General features: G+C 47.5%; 12 protein-coding genes. All 12 read right to left on the reverse strand.

The genetic code is table 11. The annotated features are described in order from the left end of the window. Positions 1-3: 3 nt before the first annotated feature. Positions 4-828: a carbon-nitrogen hydrolase family protein gene (locus ACRRSW_RS18980; protein WP_432460145.1), complete on the reverse strand. Its 825-nt coding sequence runs from the start codon at positions 826-828 to the stop codon at positions 4-6. Continuing rightward, on the reverse strand, positions 828-4,691 hold the full coding sequence (locus tag ACRRSW_RS18985) for a YhdP family protein (protein WP_432455996.1): 3,864 nt from the start codon (positions 4,689-4,691) through the stop codon (positions 828-830). The genes ACRRSW_RS18980 and ACRRSW_RS18985 overlap by 1 nt, the downstream gene beginning before the upstream one ends. A gap of 4 nt (positions 4,692-4,695) precedes the next feature. Continuing rightward, positions 4,696-6,165 carry a ribonuclease G gene (gene rng / locus ACRRSW_RS18990; protein ID WP_432455995.1) on the reverse strand — a complete coding sequence of 490 codons (1,470 nt, stop codon included), beginning with the start codon at positions 6,163-6,165 and terminating at the stop codon, positions 4,696-4,698. Between the two features lie 6 nt (positions 6,166-6,171). Further along, complete coding sequence (locus tag ACRRSW_RS18995) at positions 6,172-6,762, reverse strand: Maf family protein (protein ID WP_432460146.1); 591 nt, start codon at positions 6,760-6,762, stop codon at positions 6,172-6,174. After that, a complete protein-coding gene (gene mreD, locus ACRRSW_RS19000) occupies positions 6,747-7,232 on the reverse strand; it encodes a rod shape-determining protein MreD (protein WP_432455993.1) in 486 nt (161 codons plus the stop codon). The genes ACRRSW_RS18995 and mreD overlap by 16 nt, the downstream gene beginning before the upstream one ends. Positions 7,233-7,260: 28 nt before the next feature. Next, positions 7,261-8,076, reverse strand: coding sequence for a rod shape-determining protein MreC (gene mreC / locus ACRRSW_RS19005; protein WP_432455992.1), 816 nt, complete (start codon positions 8,074-8,076; stop codon positions 7,261-7,263). 80 nt (positions 8,077-8,156) lie between these two features. Further along, positions 8,157-9,200, reverse strand: coding sequence for a rod shape-determining protein (locus ACRRSW_RS19010; protein ID WP_432455991.1), 1,044 nt, complete (start codon positions 9,198-9,200; stop codon positions 8,157-8,159). Positions 9,201-9,781: 581 nt separating this feature from the next. Beyond that, a complete protein-coding gene (locus tag ACRRSW_RS19015; RefSeq protein WP_432460147.1) occupies positions 9,782-13,315 on the reverse strand; it encodes a DUF6701 domain-containing protein in 3,534 nt (1,177 codons plus the stop codon). Then, on the reverse strand, positions 13,312-13,779 hold the full coding sequence (locus ACRRSW_RS19020) for a hypothetical protein (protein ID WP_432460148.1): 468 nt from the start codon (positions 13,777-13,779) through the stop codon (positions 13,312-13,314). Before ACRRSW_RS19020 ends, ACRRSW_RS19015 begins: the two co-directional genes overlap by 4 nt. Continuing rightward, entirely contained in the window at positions 13,751-14,563 is an 813-nt protein-coding gene (locus ACRRSW_RS19025) for a PulJ/GspJ family protein (RefSeq protein WP_432460150.1), read from the reverse strand. The genes ACRRSW_RS19020 and ACRRSW_RS19025 overlap by 29 nt, the downstream gene beginning before the upstream one ends. Further along, the gene (locus tag ACRRSW_RS19030; RefSeq protein ID WP_432460151.1) at positions 14,563-15,111 is read right to left on the reverse strand and encodes a type IV pilus modification PilV family protein; all 549 of its coding nucleotides are present in this window, start codon (positions 15,109-15,111) and stop codon (positions 14,563-14,565) included. The genes ACRRSW_RS19025 and ACRRSW_RS19030 overlap by 1 nt, the downstream gene beginning before the upstream one ends. Further along, positions 15,101-15,595 (reverse strand): pilus assembly FimT family protein, encoded by a 495-nt coding sequence (locus tag ACRRSW_RS19035; RefSeq protein WP_439037765.1) that lies wholly within the window; start codon positions 15,593-15,595, stop codon positions 15,101-15,103. Before ACRRSW_RS19035 ends, ACRRSW_RS19030 begins: the two co-directional genes overlap by 11 nt. Positions 15,596-15,621: the final 26 nt, after the last annotated feature.

Here is a 15,621-nt window from a genome sequence, read left to right on the forward strand (position 1 = left end):
TGATTATTTTCTCCACCCTAAATGTAATTGCCCGTGCAACGACACTGGCATACTGCTTCTCACTTGTTGAATTAACTGCGGATTAAATTCGGCTCGCGCCATAGACTCTCCGCTCGCTTGTATATCTAAACAACGTCCCCAAGGGTCAACTACCATCGAATGGCCCCACGTTTGGCGCTGGTTATGGTGGGTGCCAGCTTGATTAGCCGCCACCAAATAAAATTGATTTTCGATCGCTCGGGCCTGTAATAAAGGTCCCCAATGCGCCTCTCCCGTCACTGCGGTGAATGCAGCTGGTAGTAATACAATATCACAGCCCTGTTCGCGCAACAGCTGAAATAAATAAGGGAAACGCAAATCAAAACAAATCGCCATCCCAACTCGATATTCACCAATATCAAACCACGCCAAATTCTGACCCGCGATAAAATAATCTGACTCTCGATAAGCCCCCACATTGTCGGCGACATCAACATCAAATAAATGCAACTTGTGGTAATGCTGAAGTAATTTGCCGTGAGGGGAAAAAGCCAAAGATGAGGTATAGCAACGGGTGTCATCTTCGGCCAGCGTTGGCATACTGCCTGCCACCAAATATATTCCATAGCGCTTAGCTTGCTCGGCGAGCCATTGTTGGATCGGTCCATCGCCTAAAGCTTCCGCCAGCTGCATATATCCCTGCTCCCCTGCCCCATAAGCCGCAAAATTTTCCGGCAAAAGCACTAAATCTCCGCTTTGTGGTTTAGCCTGAGCGAGCAAGCGCTCTGCCTGTTGTAGGTTGTCAGCTAAGTTGGCACTCGAATTCATTTGTAAGGCAAGTAAATTCATTAACGTGCGTTCTCCTTTCTAAACTCATCGGGGACTTCAATTTTTTGTTTCACGCGTTCTAATTCAATTAATTCAGGCTGGCGAATATTACCTTTAAGAGCAAAATCAATTTGAGTCACCACTTCCACCACCGGCTCAAGTAACTTCGATAGCGCAAGTACTGCAACCCCCGTCACAGGGGTAACCAAAAAAGCGGCTAAAACGGGTAAGCTAGAAGTCACTTTAGGTGAATAACTTACTAAATAATCAACTTTACCATCCCCAAAATCAACTTTTCCTTTACCACGCATGGTACCGGCGACCCCATCTAAATAAAAATCTTGGTTATCAGCTACCCCATGTTTTAAATTGATCGAGCCACTCATTGAATCAAAGTGCAGGCCCTTCTCAAACACGTCACTAAAATCAAGTTTCAAACGTCGTCGAATCGTATCGAGACTAGCTAAAGTCAATAAGCGAGTACCTTTATCGCTCATTTCGGTGAGGGCACCACTACCTGTTTTCATCGATAGTTTGCCATCTAGAGACCCTTTTTGAGGCCGATAAAGTGCATCTTGCCAGCTAAGGTCAAAGCTAAAGTTTGCCGGCGTTCTTTTGAGAGGGCTGGTTATGCCCATCGTTTCAATCATCTGCTCCATGCTGTCACTATTCAAAGTTCCAGCCACTCCCGCTTGTTCTCCGTGTTCGCTTTCGGTCCAAAACAACGCAGAAGTGAGCTGACTATGTCCCCAATCAATCCATAAGCGACCATTTTCCAGACGATGATCCACTATTGGCATATCCAGCTTAAGCTTACCCAGACGATAATCTGCAAATTGGCAAGCATCACATTCAAGCACAAAAGGCGGTAATCGTTGCAATAACGAAACTGGCTCAGGGGCGAACAATGATTCCGAATCCGCCGACTCAGAGGCGCGGTTGTCAGGCTCAAGACTAAACTTCAAATTCGGTAATATGGCTTTTTCAATCTTGACCTGTACTGGCATTTCGAGACTGGGCTGAGAGGGCGCAGCAATACTTGCCAACAATTGATCCGAACTAATTTGCAACTGAGTTTTACTCAAAGGAAGATAGGCAAAATCAAAATTATCGAGATCTTGTTCCAATAAATGAGCTTGCTGAACCTTGCCGCGAATAAACATGAGGGGCGGGCGCTCAAAACTCACGTTGCGAAAGTCACTCAGTTTTTCTTGCGGAACAAAATTAGCTTGTTGTTTCATCCACTTCAACCAAGGTTGCAGTTCAAGTTCAGCAAAATCAAAAGACATCGCTAAACCATTGCCCTGCCAAAGCAGATCATTATTGGCGCCCAGATTCAGTAGACCATGAGTGATTTTTTTCTGCTCATTTTGATAACTTAATGTCAGCTCTGCGGAGACCAACTGATTGCTTTCCAAACGAATATCACTGGCTTGATTATTACCACTCACACTTAAGGCTGTCGGCCAGAGCTGCGTTTTAGTTTTCCCCAAGGGCGCGGGAAGCCGTGATGCTAAACCCAGTAATTCAGAGCGAAAATCACCACGATAGTCAAATAAGCCTTGCGGCTTCAACTGAATATTTAGATCACCCTGCCAGGCTAAGTCACCTGTCGCATACTCGCTTAAAGGTAAACCAAAAGCGCGCTCTGCTGCGTTGATTTTCCAACGCCCAGCGAGATCGAAATCAAGCTGATAATGAGCCGCTTGTGCCTCAGTCTTTAATTTTACATCCAGCGGCATGCCACGCCAAATCGCACTGAGTTTATTACTATGCAACTTCTCATTTTGAAAAGACAGCCGTCCTTTGAGTTGGTTAAGCTTCATCCCAGTAGGAATAATGGCCAAATTATTCCCCAAAAAGTCAACATGACCATTCACTTCTACTTCGCCGCCAGATAAGGGGATATGAAGATACACCTGCCCCGCAACATCACCATTGCTTAACGGCAGTTGCTGCAAGCTACTACTTAAGGCTGTGACCGGAGATTGCATCAAATAGTCAGCCACGGCCTTTGCGGGCGCCTTGATATCACCAGTGATAAATAACTCTGAATCATGGTGAAATTCAGGAATACTCGCAGTAATCCGTTGTGCTGGTACCGCTCCCAAGAGCGCTTGGTTGCTTTCCATAAACAAGCCATCATTTTGAAACAGTAGATCAAGCTGCAGCTTCTCTAGGTTTGGCCAATGAGGGTCAAATTTAAAACGGGCATCTTTCAGTGGAACAAAAGCTTGAAAGATACCATCGTGTTGCTGATAGGGGTAATGATTGAGTTGTCCGTACCACAACACCTGACTATGCTTGGCTTGGCCCGCTAATAAGGCTGGTTTAAGGTAATCGAACACCTTACCCGGCATAATTTTGGGGTAATAACGATAGGCTTTTGCCGCATCTTTAACTTCTGCGTTGGCGATTAGGCTGAGTAATGGCCATTGACCCTGCTTTGGCCATTGCAAAGACCACTGGGCGAGCAGATCTAATTCAGGGGTTCGTAACTGAGTATAGGCACTACTTAAGCGAAGCGCTGAATCAGCAAAATCGATATTTACCACTGAATCAAAAGCCTCGATTTCAAAGGTTTCAGAAAATTGAACCGCCAGGCCAAACTTCCCCTGTTGTTTAAAATGCACTTGAGCCCTTTGTTCATCACCCGCTAAGTGAACATTTAACTGCTCAAAACTTGGAATAAAAGACTGCCCTTGAGCGCTTAAATCCGATAGTTGCGCCTGATATTGCCACCGCTTGCTAAGCGGTAAGTATTCAAGCTTCAATTGCTCCAGAGTACCCGCCTGTAGCAATTTCGACCATGCAATATCTTGCTTATCGGCAGCCAACCAATCTATCGCGCCAGACCAGGCTGCAAGATCCAAATGTTGGATCTGCCAAAGTTGCCGCTGTTGACTCACCACAGCCTGTAAGTCAAAGTCACTGTTGGGCTGACCATTCATGTTCAGTACCCACGGCAGTTTATCCACCCGCCATTGTTGACCCACTTGCAGCGCCTGTAACAAACCACCATTAATGTGCAGCTGCTGTAATTCTTCTGCTCCCCAGAATACACTACTCGGCTGCCATTGCATGACCCAACGTTGCTGCTGTTTCGCACCAAAATCGCCCCATAACGAAAGATTTAAGTCACTGCTCAATTGGCTGGAAACTTTCCCAGAAAGTAGCGGGATGGTATTTACATTAAGATGTTCCGCTTCCGCGAAAAAATGCCCGCTCAACTGCTTTATTTGACTGGCATCACCGCTTAAGTCCACTCGAAATTTAACCCGTCCACTCTCCAAACCTTGACCGATCCGCACTTCTCCATCGCCCTGATGGAGGCCATTACTATTCAGCCAATCCAAATTCGCAATATCGAGTTTAAGTTGATGCTCAGGGAAGTTCAGTAGGATGATACTATTGGTGAGGCTAAAACGAGTTAACTGCTCCAAAAAGGTATCAGCAATCGCTTGATAAGAATGTGAGTAATCGATCGTTTCTTCTGATTCAGAAGGTGCTACATCCAGCTGAAAACTCAAGCCATCTAGCACCAAATCTTTAAACACCACCTTTCTCTGTTCCAGTGTTTGCCAAAGATCTAGTTCTAGCATTAAGGCATCAACGTGAAACTGAGTATCACGATCTTTACCGATGGCAATTTGGCTATTTTCAAATACCAACATCGGACGGAAATTATGTAAACGAGCATTAAGCTGACCAATACTCAGGCTAGCGTCCTGCCCTTTAATCAACCAAGCGGCAATGTCATCTTTATAATGGCTGGCAAATGCTAAAATGCCGCGAGCTAAACTTAAGCACACGGCAACAATAACTAATAATAGCGCTAAACCATGCCAACATTGACGAGCACTTCGGGAGAAAGCCTTCAACATAGATCTACATTAAGACCACATCGAATTGTTCTTGGCTATACATCGGTTCAGTTTGGATCTTCACTTGCTTGCCAATAAACACCTCTAGCTCCGCCAAACTATGGGACTCTTCACCCACTAACATCTCCGCAACTTGAGTCGACGCATACACGATGAAATTATCAGCATCATAAGCTCTGTTCACCCGTATCACCTCCCGTAAAACCTCATAACAAACCGTTTCTACTGTTTTCACAGTTCCACGACCACGACAGGTTGGACACTCGCCGCAAAGAATATGTTCAATACTTTCTCGAGTACGCTTACGCGTCATCTCCACCAAACCAAGCTGTGAAAAACCACTGATATTGGTTTTCGCACGATCTTTTGCTAAGGCGAGCTCTAGACTATGCAACACTCGGCGCTGGTGTTCCGTCTCAGACATATCGATGAAGTCGATGATCACAATACCACCTAAATTACGTAAACGTAATTGACGAGCAATTGATTGTGTCGCTTCGATATTGGTATTAAAAATTGTTTCTTCAAGATTTCGGTGGCCGACAAAAGCGCCGGTATTAATATCAATGGTGGTCATCGCTTCAGTTTGATCGATGATCAAATACCCACCCGACTTTAAATCAACTCGGCGTTTTAAGGCACGTTGGATTTCGTTTTCAATATCAAACAAATCAAAAATAGGTTGCTCACCGGCATAGTACTCTAGGATCTCGGTAAACTCGGGCACAAATTCAGCACAAAAAGAAATCAACTGTTCATAGGTTTCCCGAGAATCTACTCGGATCCGATCCAAGTGAGTGCCGACAAAATCACGAATAATACGCAGAGCTAAATTTAGCTCTGCGTACAACTGGCTTTTGCAGGCGGAGCTTTCTTTTCGTTGTAAAACTTTACGCCATACCCGCTTTAAGAAAGCAGCATCTCGCTCTAGCTCTTCTGCGCCAACCCCTTCGGCTGCAGTACGAATGATAAAACCACCCAGTTCGTCCACAAAATCGGCACAAATATCTTTCAGCCGTTCCCGTTCTTCCTCGCTCTCAATACGTTGTGAGACACCAACATGGCTGCTGCCCGGCATAAAAACTAAATAGCGTGAAGGCAGCGTAATATCGGTGGTTAAACGAGCCCCTTTAGTGCCTAAGGGATCTTTCACCACCTGCACCATAATATCTTGACCTTGGCGAACCAATTCGGCGATATTACCCACTTGGAAGTGTTCTTGCTCGGTAACATCCACACATTCGGTATGGGGCACAATATCCGATGCATGCAAGAAAGCCGCTTTATCTAAACCGATATCAACAAATGCTGCTTGCATTCCAGGTAGCACTCGGCTCACTCGCCCTTTATACATGTTGCCAACAATTCCACGACGCGCATCACGCTCAACATGCGTTTCTTGCAAGATCCCGCTATCGACTAAAGCAACACGGGTTTCAGTTGGAGTGACGTTAATCAATAATTCTGCTGACATAGTAACCTAGCAAGTTAAATAACAATGAAGTAAACGATCGGTTTCAACTAAGGGAAGCCCGACCACCGAGCTATAGCTGCCCTCAATCGCTTCAACAAATTTACCACCGATCCCTTGGATCGCATAACTCCCTGCTTTATCGCAGGGTTCGCCGCTGGCCCAATAGTCGCTCATTTGCTGCATAGAAATAGCACAGCACTTCACCTGAGTGGTGACCAATTCGGTATGGGGCTGATCTTGATAATACAAACACACAGCAGTCATCACTCGATGCTGCTTGGCACTTAACAACTGAAGCATTCGTTGACTATCGGCCTGATCTTTTGGTTTCCCTAAAATCTGCCCCTGACAAACTACGATTGTATCCGACCCCAGCACTGCGCTGGTCGCATCCGTTTGCTGACGATATATAACCGCCGCCTTTTGCTCGGCTAAACGCCTCACTAATTGCTCTGGCGTTTCATTTGCTAACACCGCTTCATCAATATCGGCCGCTTGCACACTAAAGGCCCAGCCCAACTGAGTGAGTAACTCGATTCTTCGGGGGGAGGCCGAAGCCAAAATCAGCGGGTAAGCTTGCTTCACGTTATTTTCCATTGGCGACGCAATTTACGTAACAATAAGAATATCCATGGCCAAGCAACCGCAGAAGTAATCACAGGATAGAAATACCCCTCAGGCAGATGTATATCCAGCACTAAATATTCGGCCCAAAATACCACCAACTTCGCAAGGGCAACCATCACAGCTACAACCAAGGCTTGTTGCCACACCGAAAAATTGCGTAAACGGGTAAAATTGGTCGCCGCAAGATAGGCGACGATCGACATCGCAAGCGCCCTAACTCCCAAAGTTGAACCCAGCAGAATATCAAGGATAAATCCGACTAAAAACGCACTCCCCACATTACTGCGATGTGGTAAGGCAATGGTCCAATAAAACACCCCCAGCAATACCCAGTCGGGACGAAAAGCATCGGCGACCAAAGGCAAGGGAATAATCGCCAATATTAAGGCAATTAAATGACAACAGAGAATGGTCCCGCGACCATTAATTTTTTCTAACATGCAAAAGCCTTTGTTGCCGAACCCACTATCACGGCCAAATCAATAATAAATAACGTAAACGATCTAACTGAACCAAGGGCGTCGCAACCACATCAGCATAGGGCTTGCCCTCTTGATAAGCAAAACGACTAATCAGCGCAACCGGATATCCTTCAGGAAATACCCCTCCCAAACCAGATGTGACTAATACATCGCCTTCAACAATATCAGTACTACGCGGAATATGCGGTAACTGTAACCGACCCAGCTCTCCGGTGCCATTCGCCACCGCCCGGATGTCATTACGGGCAATCCGCACCGGAATGCCATGACTGGCATCGGTGATCAATAGTACTCGACTGGTGGTGGTGCCCACATGTAGTACCTGGCCAATCACTCCCACATCGTTAATCACCGGCTGACCTTCGAACACACCATCAAGTTGACCTTTGTCGATCACCACTTGATGAGAAAATGGATCCGAATCCACCGCCATAATTTCGGCCACCAGCTTGCGACTATCGTGACGCACAGGCGAGCCCAGCAAGGCGCGTAAACGAGCATTTTCCTTGGCTAAACTTTCCAACAATAACTGATCCGCCCGATTCAGCAACAGCTGTTCTTTTAAGATGTTATTCTGCTGTTTTAGCTGTTGACGAGTCTCCAACTGATCAGACATTGAATCCATCAACTGACCCGGCATATTGGCAATATATTGCAAAGGACTGACCAATGAATGCAAATAGATCCGCCAAGGCTGAAAGGCCAATAGTTTACTGTCGGCGAAGATAAGAAATAAAGACAAGGCAATCGCCAATAAAAGGCGAAGTTCTATAGATGGACCTGAGCCGAAGATGGGTTTCATCGGTCTTTACCTGAATAATTTTCTGAGTGATTTAGAAGAGAAATGGCGAGGCTAATCAAGCACTCGCCATTGCAGCGGATTTATTCGTAATGAAATAAATCGCCGCCATGCATATCGATCATTTCAATGGCCTTACCACCACCACGAGCAACACACGTGAGCGGATCATCAGCAACAACAACCGGAATACCGGTTTCTTCCATGAGTAAACGATCTAAATCACGCACCAAAGCACCGCCACCGGTCAATACCATGCCACGTTCAGAAATATCTGAAGCTAACTCCGGCGGGCTTTGCTCTAAGGCAACCATCACCGCACTCACAATGCCAGATAAAGGCTCTTGCAGGGCTTCTAAAATTTCATTGCTATTCAAGGTGAAACTTCTTGGCACACCTTCCGCTAAATTACGCCCGCGAACTTCTATTTCGCGCACCTCATCGCCAGGATAGGCAGAACCAATCACGTGTTTAATGCGTTCTGCAGTTGCTTCGCCAATCAAGCTGCCATAATTGCGGCGCACGTAATTAATAATCGCATCGTCGAACTTATCACCGCCGATCCGTACCGAAGATGAATAAACCACTCCATTCAATGAGATAATAGCCACTTCGGTGGTCCCGCCACCAATATCCACGACCATCGATCCGGTCGCTTCCGATACCGGTAAACCTGCACCAATCGCAGCGGCCATTGGCTCATCAATTAAATACACCTCTCGGGCACCTGCACCCATCGCCGATTCACGAATGGCGCGACGCTCAACCTGAGTAGAACCACAAGGCACACACACCAAGACCCGTGGGCTTGGGCGTAAAAAGTTATTATCGTGAACCTGTTTGATGAAATGCTGCAACATTTTTTCGGTCACATAGAAATCGGCAATCACACCGTCTTTCATAGGACGGATCGCTAAAATATTACCGGGAGTACGCCCCAACATTTGCTTGGCGGCATGTCCTACAGCCGCTACACTTTTAGGGCTACCACCACGTTCTTGACGAATCGCGACAACTGAAGGCTCGTTAAGCACGATCCCCTGATCTTTAACATAAATAAGTGTATTAGCTGTTCCTAAGTCAATAGACAAATCGTTAGAAAACAAGCCTCGAAGCTTTTTAAACATAGCTAGGCAAATCCTGAGAAGAAATAGTATCGATGATAAGCGATTAAAACTTGGCTCACTTTACCAATGCAGGCCAAGATGAGCAAGCATACTCTGGTTTCAAACAAAGTATAGTGAGGACTATCACCGAAGATCAGACTTCACCACAGCGGTGTTGCACATTTTATAAACAAAACAGCAGGATCGATAAACTTTCAAGCAGATGAGTAAGGCCGTATATCAATTGAGCCCAATAGCTGCGACTCATCTGGTGATACTGATCGCTCGTTTGGCTAAGGCAACCGCGAATCTGAATTGGCTGATGCCGTATCAATCCACTGAAGCCTCAAGCTTGAGCTCCAATCGCTCTACTGTTGTTATAAAACATGGCTTAAGTCTCGCCTCTTAACAGCCCTTACAACAAGCGACCACTCACTTTGAAACAAAAAAAACCGCAAAAAAATTAAGCGAAGCCTAGCAAATAAAAATAAGCCAAATCATAAGCTTGCACTAAGAAAGTCCCAACAACTGCATCAAGCTGATTGACCAAGGCGAGACACAGACCTTAAGTTCTGATGCTCACTGAACACGAAACGCTTTGTTTAATAGATCATCCGCCGCTCAATCACGCGCTCACTCTGGCGGAAGATCCCAAAACTCACTTCTCCTGCGCCGGCTTGATCATCATTATCATCGAAACGGCCGTCTCCATTCCAGTCATCGCGCAACCAAAGGTTAGCAGGATGATGATCAGGATTGAAGTCTAACCAATACTGCACGCTGCCGGTGTTATTTTGCCCCGGAGAAGCAAAGTCAAACCACAAAATGCCCTGATTTATCGCAGACGACCTGACCTTCACACGGCTGGCTCCTTCCCCCACAGCTGCAATTGTTTCTAAGTTCGGGGGCAGTGCCGCCGCTTCGGGCGCAACCTGTAGTATATTCTGACTCACATCGGTACAAGTATCCTCAGTATTGGCTTGATAACGGCCATTTAAGAAATATTGCACCTCACCAGTTGCCGCGATCGGCTGCAACTCAGAGCCATAAGCATTGTTCAAACGCAAACGCCCGTGGCGAAACTCCGGCGCTTGACCTAAGGAACAACTACCATCGTCATTACAGTTAAACTGCGCGCCATCTTGATCGATTAAAACCAGTCCAATCTCCATGTCGCGAATCGGCTCTTCGCCAACCACGCCTTCGCGCTTAGTTAAACCGGAACTTACGGGGGAAGAGAGCTCAAACCAGCCTTGCGACCAGCCTTGCGGCACCGGGTCGATGAGCCAGCGTTGATTCACCTGCTCATCACTCAAACCACCTAACTGCCAATGATCCTTGGGCTCCCCGCCCTGAGCCACCACCTGCACCCGATAATCGGTAGCTGAATCATAATTCTTAACCAAGTCTCCACCAGTATTATAGGCGCCAATCTTCCAGCTTAACTGTTGTTGCGGTTGACCCAAATAAGTAAAACTGCCACAGCCCGCGCGAATCTCTGAGGAGTCAAGGCCATAATATGCCGGATAAAAGCGGCCTACATCAACGCTGCCTTGCGGCGTAAATACCTCACCATTGGCCGCGGTCAGTGGAAAAGTATAATCGAGATAAGAGACAAGCTGCGCCTTTAAGGCGATACTCCCCACCTCATTCCAGGCTAAACCCTCATAAGTCGCCCGCCCATTTTCCCAAGTCACATCAGCTACCGTTAGCTCACCATCAAACACCTCTATAAGGCCACTCCCATCGGGATCGAGTGGAGTATTTAATTGATAACTGACTTTCACCGCCTGACTCGACTCGGGCTTAAAATTAGCCGTGGTACAATCTGTAAGCGGGCCATCGCAATTACCCTTCAGCGCCACCAGTTCAGCCCCAAAGGGCGCGCCGGCGGCAACAAAGCCATCCCCGCTTGAGGCCGTCCCCTGCGGGTTCTCCTTCCCGCTTGGGGAGCGAACATCGCTCCAAACAAAACGCTCTGGCAGCCAATCCAGGTTGACACTGGCACGTAAGGTCTGCAGACCCTCATCATCTATACTGTCATTTTTATCTCGAAAATTTACCGCAATCTTGCCAGCATCGGGATAAACCAAGGCGATGTTCTCGCTTTGACCAGCGGTAAACTGAACCTTCACATCGCTCGCCTCACGCTCTGCTGCGCCCACTAAAGTCCCCTTCACACTCAAGCTCTGCGAGCCCTGACTGGGGTTTAGGTAGTCACTCCAGAAAGATAGCGATTTCTCGCCCGCATAATTGACGATCTGCGCACAGCCCGGGCCATCTTGATTTTTACCCACGGCGGTTAAGCGCAAACGCGCATCGGTATTCGCGATATGCGGGTTCTCCCCATAGCTGCCGCTTAGTTCAGTTTTGAAACCGTAGGCTTTAAAATCAACATTCTGACTATCAAAAATACTGCCATCCTGAGCTTTCAGGCTGGTCTGCCCCTCAAGGGCATGAAAGATACTCAGCTGCACTTGGCCTTGATCATCGGCTGCAAAAGTATACTGAGCCGCACCATTAATACTCGGGCTTAAGCTGCCATAACCGTTGTTGGCCGGATTGAGGATTGCCCATTCGCCATTACCGCTACTGCTGCTTAAATCCACCGAGCCGAGAAAGCTTTGATCAACCGCACCATCCAGCAGCGCGGTTAAAGTAACGGTATGCGCTTCACAACTTAAGCCGATAGAGGCCACTTCCAGTTTTAGCGCCGCCTCCCCCACCGGCGGGTCACCAATACAGGTTTGAAATTGACTCGCAGGAATAATAGTTAAGCGATGCTCACTAGGTTTTTGCCAATACAGATAATAATACTCATTACCTGTATGTTCATGATATCGAAACTCAACTTTGTGCCAACCTTTTGCCAAGTTCAGAGACACTCGATTTTGCGGTTGTTCAGATTTACTATGTAGACCATAGTAGCCAGTGACCACTTGCTCATCAATCAGCAGCTCAACTGCATCATCCCCATCCACCGCAAACTGGTAAGTCCCTGATTCTGGGGCATTCAAATAACCGCTGATAATTCCCAGGTAGTAATCTTGTTGTGAACTGTGAGGATTCACATCTCGGCCGCCACCATTAATCCGAGTTAAAATAGAGCTGCCTAAATAGTATTTCTCTACCGCTTGTTGCTTAACAAGCTTCTGGTACTGCTTAGCATTTTCGGGCGAACGCTGTTTTCGCTCACTATTCCAAGGGCGACTATCATAAGTAGAAAAATTCAAGCCCGCAGGACAAACTGGCGGTGGGGTATATGTGCCTTCACACATCGGCGAAAAATCGACTTCGCCAGCATTTGCAACACCGTAAACTTTGCTGCCTTGGGCTAAGTCTATAATTTTGTGTCGAGAGAATAAGGCTCCGCTGACTTCGGCTTGGTACTCTAGGCGAATATTTTTTCGAGCATAAGCAACAAATGCAGCTTTGGTCTCCTGAGCTAACTCAATTCTGTCTCGCGTATAAATCGCTAATCGTAGTGGATTGCCATTGAAATTAAGTTGCGATTGATAGCCAGTAATAAAGTGTTCTTTAACAAAGATTTTAACGGTACCGCTGTTGCCCAGCACTTCGAGCTTTGCATTACCCCCGAGATCAAAATTTCCATCGATCCAATAGCTTCCTGGTGAAAGGCGCAAAATACTCTGGTAATCCAGAGCAATATTTTTGATGAAATACTCATCGCGTTGGCTTGAAAAAGTAATGACACTTCGCGTGCCGCCTCGAATATCGCCAAAATTATCGGTGTTGTAGGCCTCGCCACCAAGCGTAATGCTCTCTTGATAACCAACATTGACGGACTGGCCTCGACTTTTTTTCTTAACGGCAACATTAGTCCCGTCATTAGCTAACTCACCGCTTACCCGGCACTCTCGGTTGGCGTCAGGACAGGTATATGTGAAAGAACCCTCGTTATCTATATCCGCAACATCCAACTGACCTTGATTGGAACCAAATATTTGCGCTTCATAACCGATGGAAAGTACCGAATTTGGCGCTGAAGACGCGATTGGCCCTGAGAACACTTCACCACATTCCACCGCCCAAACACTGTGTGACACCAATAAGCTTAAGGCCAAACCAGAAGCACCATCAAACAACAAACGAACAACCTGCTTTAAATAGTTCATAAGGAACTCCGGGTCTGTACCCTTTGGCTGCGTTGTACCGCCACCCCACCTGCGCCACAGCTGGCGGTGGCGCTCAAATCAAAAAAGCGCGTATCAGATAACCCCACCGCCGAGACCGCCAGGCGATTACAGCGAAGCTGCACACGACAGTTGGCAAAACCTTCACCGGTCAACGTGGGATTTAAGTTCACGTCGGCACAATCAGCAGGATTAGGCAGATTAAGCGGAAATAACTCGGACAAGGCCTGCTCCAAGCCCGATGCCGCGGCTAGGTTGGCCCGGGTGCCCAAGACCTCCCAGGCGGCATTGCGCGAAGTATCTTGGATCATGCTGCTTAAGCCCGCCCCCAGCAGCGCCATCACCACAATCACAAACAAAGCCACCAGCAAAGCGCTACCGCGCTGGCGGTCGCACCGACTGGGTAAGCGATACAAACTACGGTTGGTTGAGCACCACAATGTCATGATTAAATTCCACTACTTCATTATTTTCAACAAAGGCCAGGCGCAGATTCACTAAACCGTTTCGGGTTAAGCTGGGCTCAACTACCCGAAACGGCTGAACCGAGCTTGGCATCTGTAGTTTACTTGCCATCAACACCCCATTGGTAGCACTCGCTGGCTGGTAACGGATTAAATTGCTGCCTTCGACACAGTAGCGCACCGGCTCACTAAGAATAAACAAACGCTGCGCTGGAGAACCACTGGCAAAATTCACCGGATTAGCAAAATTGAGCGTACTCAGCCCTGAACCCGCATCTGCGCGCATGCTATTTAGACAAAACACTTTGCCGGTCTCTAAATCACAGCCAGCATCGAGCAACTGACCCGCGCCATTTAAAACTTCATTGCTACTTAATACATAAACACTAGCCCAAGCATTGCCCTGCGCCGCGACCACCGGCTGGCTCGGGGAAGTGACCACACTGGCAGAAACTGCACTATTCGGGGCAATGGGCAGGTCAATATAGGTATGACTGGAAAGCGTTGGCACAAAACTCAGGCAATAGTCAGCTTGATTATTCTTATTGGGATCCAAGCGAGCACTATTGGGTAGGCTATTATGCAACTCCCGACTCAAGCGCTGCAGGGCAAAACGAGCCTCGCCGAGCAATACCTGGCGGTCGGCCCCTTGGCGATAAATTAAGCTACCGGTACGAATAAAATCACTGCTGGCGATGGCTAAAATCGCCAGCAGTACCATGGTGAGCACTAATTCGATGAGGGTGAAACCGCTCGGGCGCTTCATCAGTAATTCCACCGATAGGCACTAAAAGCATAGTCTACCGAATTAGGTGCTCTCACCCACAGGTCAATCCGTTTCGCCTGATTTTGCCCATGCTCCGAACTATCAATCGCCACTCGATAACTATAATGACGATACACATCGGCTAAATCGACGCCCAGACTATCGTCGATGGTGATATACCGACCATCGGTCACATAATCATCCACATCGTTATACTGCGCACGGCTCTCGCCATCGGGACCATAATTTGCGCGAGTCGTACAAATTTGAGAAGCGGTTGGTGCAGACGCTTCGCCGCAACGCCAGAGGCCTCCGCCAGTATGATCAGAGCGCTGATCAAAGGATTTGGTCAAGATCTCATTCATCAGACTGGATCCCAACTCAGCGGCGCGGATCTGATAAACCGGATCGATGCTACGCCGCGCCAAGGGCGCCATAAAAGAGCTAATCACCACCAGTGCTATCGCCATGACCACCATGCCAACCACCAGCTCAATCAGGGTAAACCCGCGCACCACCGCACGGCTCACAACATGCTTATTCGGCATGAATGTAACCCTCCGCCTCAATCACAATGGCTTGGCTTTGCTCTCCCTGAATAGTAATGCGGCAAGGCAGGCGACGACACAGGCTGGAGTCGGCGAGAATAACTCGCCCCATGCCATTAAATACCAGCTTTCCCTGACTCACCGTGAGTCGCTCGGAGAATTCGACCGTGGTCGGACCGATGGGCTGGTCACGGCAACGACCACTCGTATCAATTTCACCAGAATAATAGGAGTGGGCATCAATTTGCAGGAAGAAGCAGCGCTGATGGTTATTATTCTCATCCGGATAGCTATTCATCGCCTGAGTTTGCACCAACTGCAAACGACTCACCAGTTGCTCGCGTAAACTCAGTTCATCAACACCACTACGTAAAAACTTTGGGGCCACCGTCACCGCCAAAATAGCGATTAAGATGAGAGTAATCACCAGTTCAACCAGAGTGAAACCGGTATAACGGCAATGAGGTCTTAGCGGGATATGCAAGTGCACCCAAAATTAATAAAGGCTAG

Source organism: Agarivorans sp. QJM3NY_25 (assembly GCF_050870875.2).
Taxonomy (GTDB): domain Bacteria; phylum Pseudomonadota; class Gammaproteobacteria; order Enterobacterales; family Celerinatantimonadaceae; genus Agarivorans.

What these genes read in the sequence shown, in the direction of transcription:
- ACRRSW_RS18980 (WP_432460145.1), bottom strand. Translation starts at nt 828, where the DNA reads ATGAATTTACTTGCCTTACAAATGAATTCGAGTGCCAACTTAGCTGAC.
- ACRRSW_RS18985 (WP_432455996.1), bottom strand. Translation starts at nt 4,691, where the DNA reads ATGTTGAAGGCTTTCTCCCGAAGTGCTCGTCAATGTTGGCATGGTTTA.
- rng (WP_432455995.1), bottom strand. Translation starts at nt 6,165, where the DNA reads ATGTCAGCAGAATTATTGATTAACGTCACTCCAACTGAAACCCGTGTT.
- ACRRSW_RS18995 (WP_432460146.1), bottom strand. Translation starts at nt 6,762, where the DNA reads ATGGAAAATAACGTGAAGCAAGCTTACCCGCTGATTTTGGCTTCGGCC.
- mreD (WP_432455993.1), bottom strand. Translation starts at nt 7,232, where the DNA reads ATGTTAGAAAAAATTAATGGTCGCGGGACCATTCTCTGTTGTCATTTA.
- mreC (WP_432455992.1), bottom strand. Translation starts at nt 8,076, where the DNA reads ATGAAACCCATCTTCGGCTCAGGTCCATCTATAGAACTTCGCCTTTTA.
- ACRRSW_RS19010 (WP_432455991.1), bottom strand. Translation starts at nt 9,200, where the DNA reads ATGTTTAAAAAGCTTCGAGGCTTGTTTTCTAACGATTTGTCTATTGAC.
- ACRRSW_RS19015 (WP_432460147.1), bottom strand. Translation starts at nt 13,315, where the DNA reads ATGAACTATTTAAAGCAGGTTGTTCGTTTGTTGTTTGATGGTGCTTCT.
- ACRRSW_RS19020 (WP_432460148.1), bottom strand. Translation starts at nt 13,779, where the DNA reads ATGACATTGTGGTGCTCAACCAACCGTAGTTTGTATCGCTTACCCAGT.
- ACRRSW_RS19025 (WP_432460150.1), bottom strand. Translation starts at nt 14,563, where the DNA reads ATGAAGCGCCCGAGCGGTTTCACCCTCATCGAATTAGTGCTCACCATG.
- ACRRSW_RS19030 (WP_432460151.1), bottom strand. Translation starts at nt 15,111, where the DNA reads ATGCCGAATAAGCATGTTGTGAGCCGTGCGGTGGTGCGCGGGTTTACC.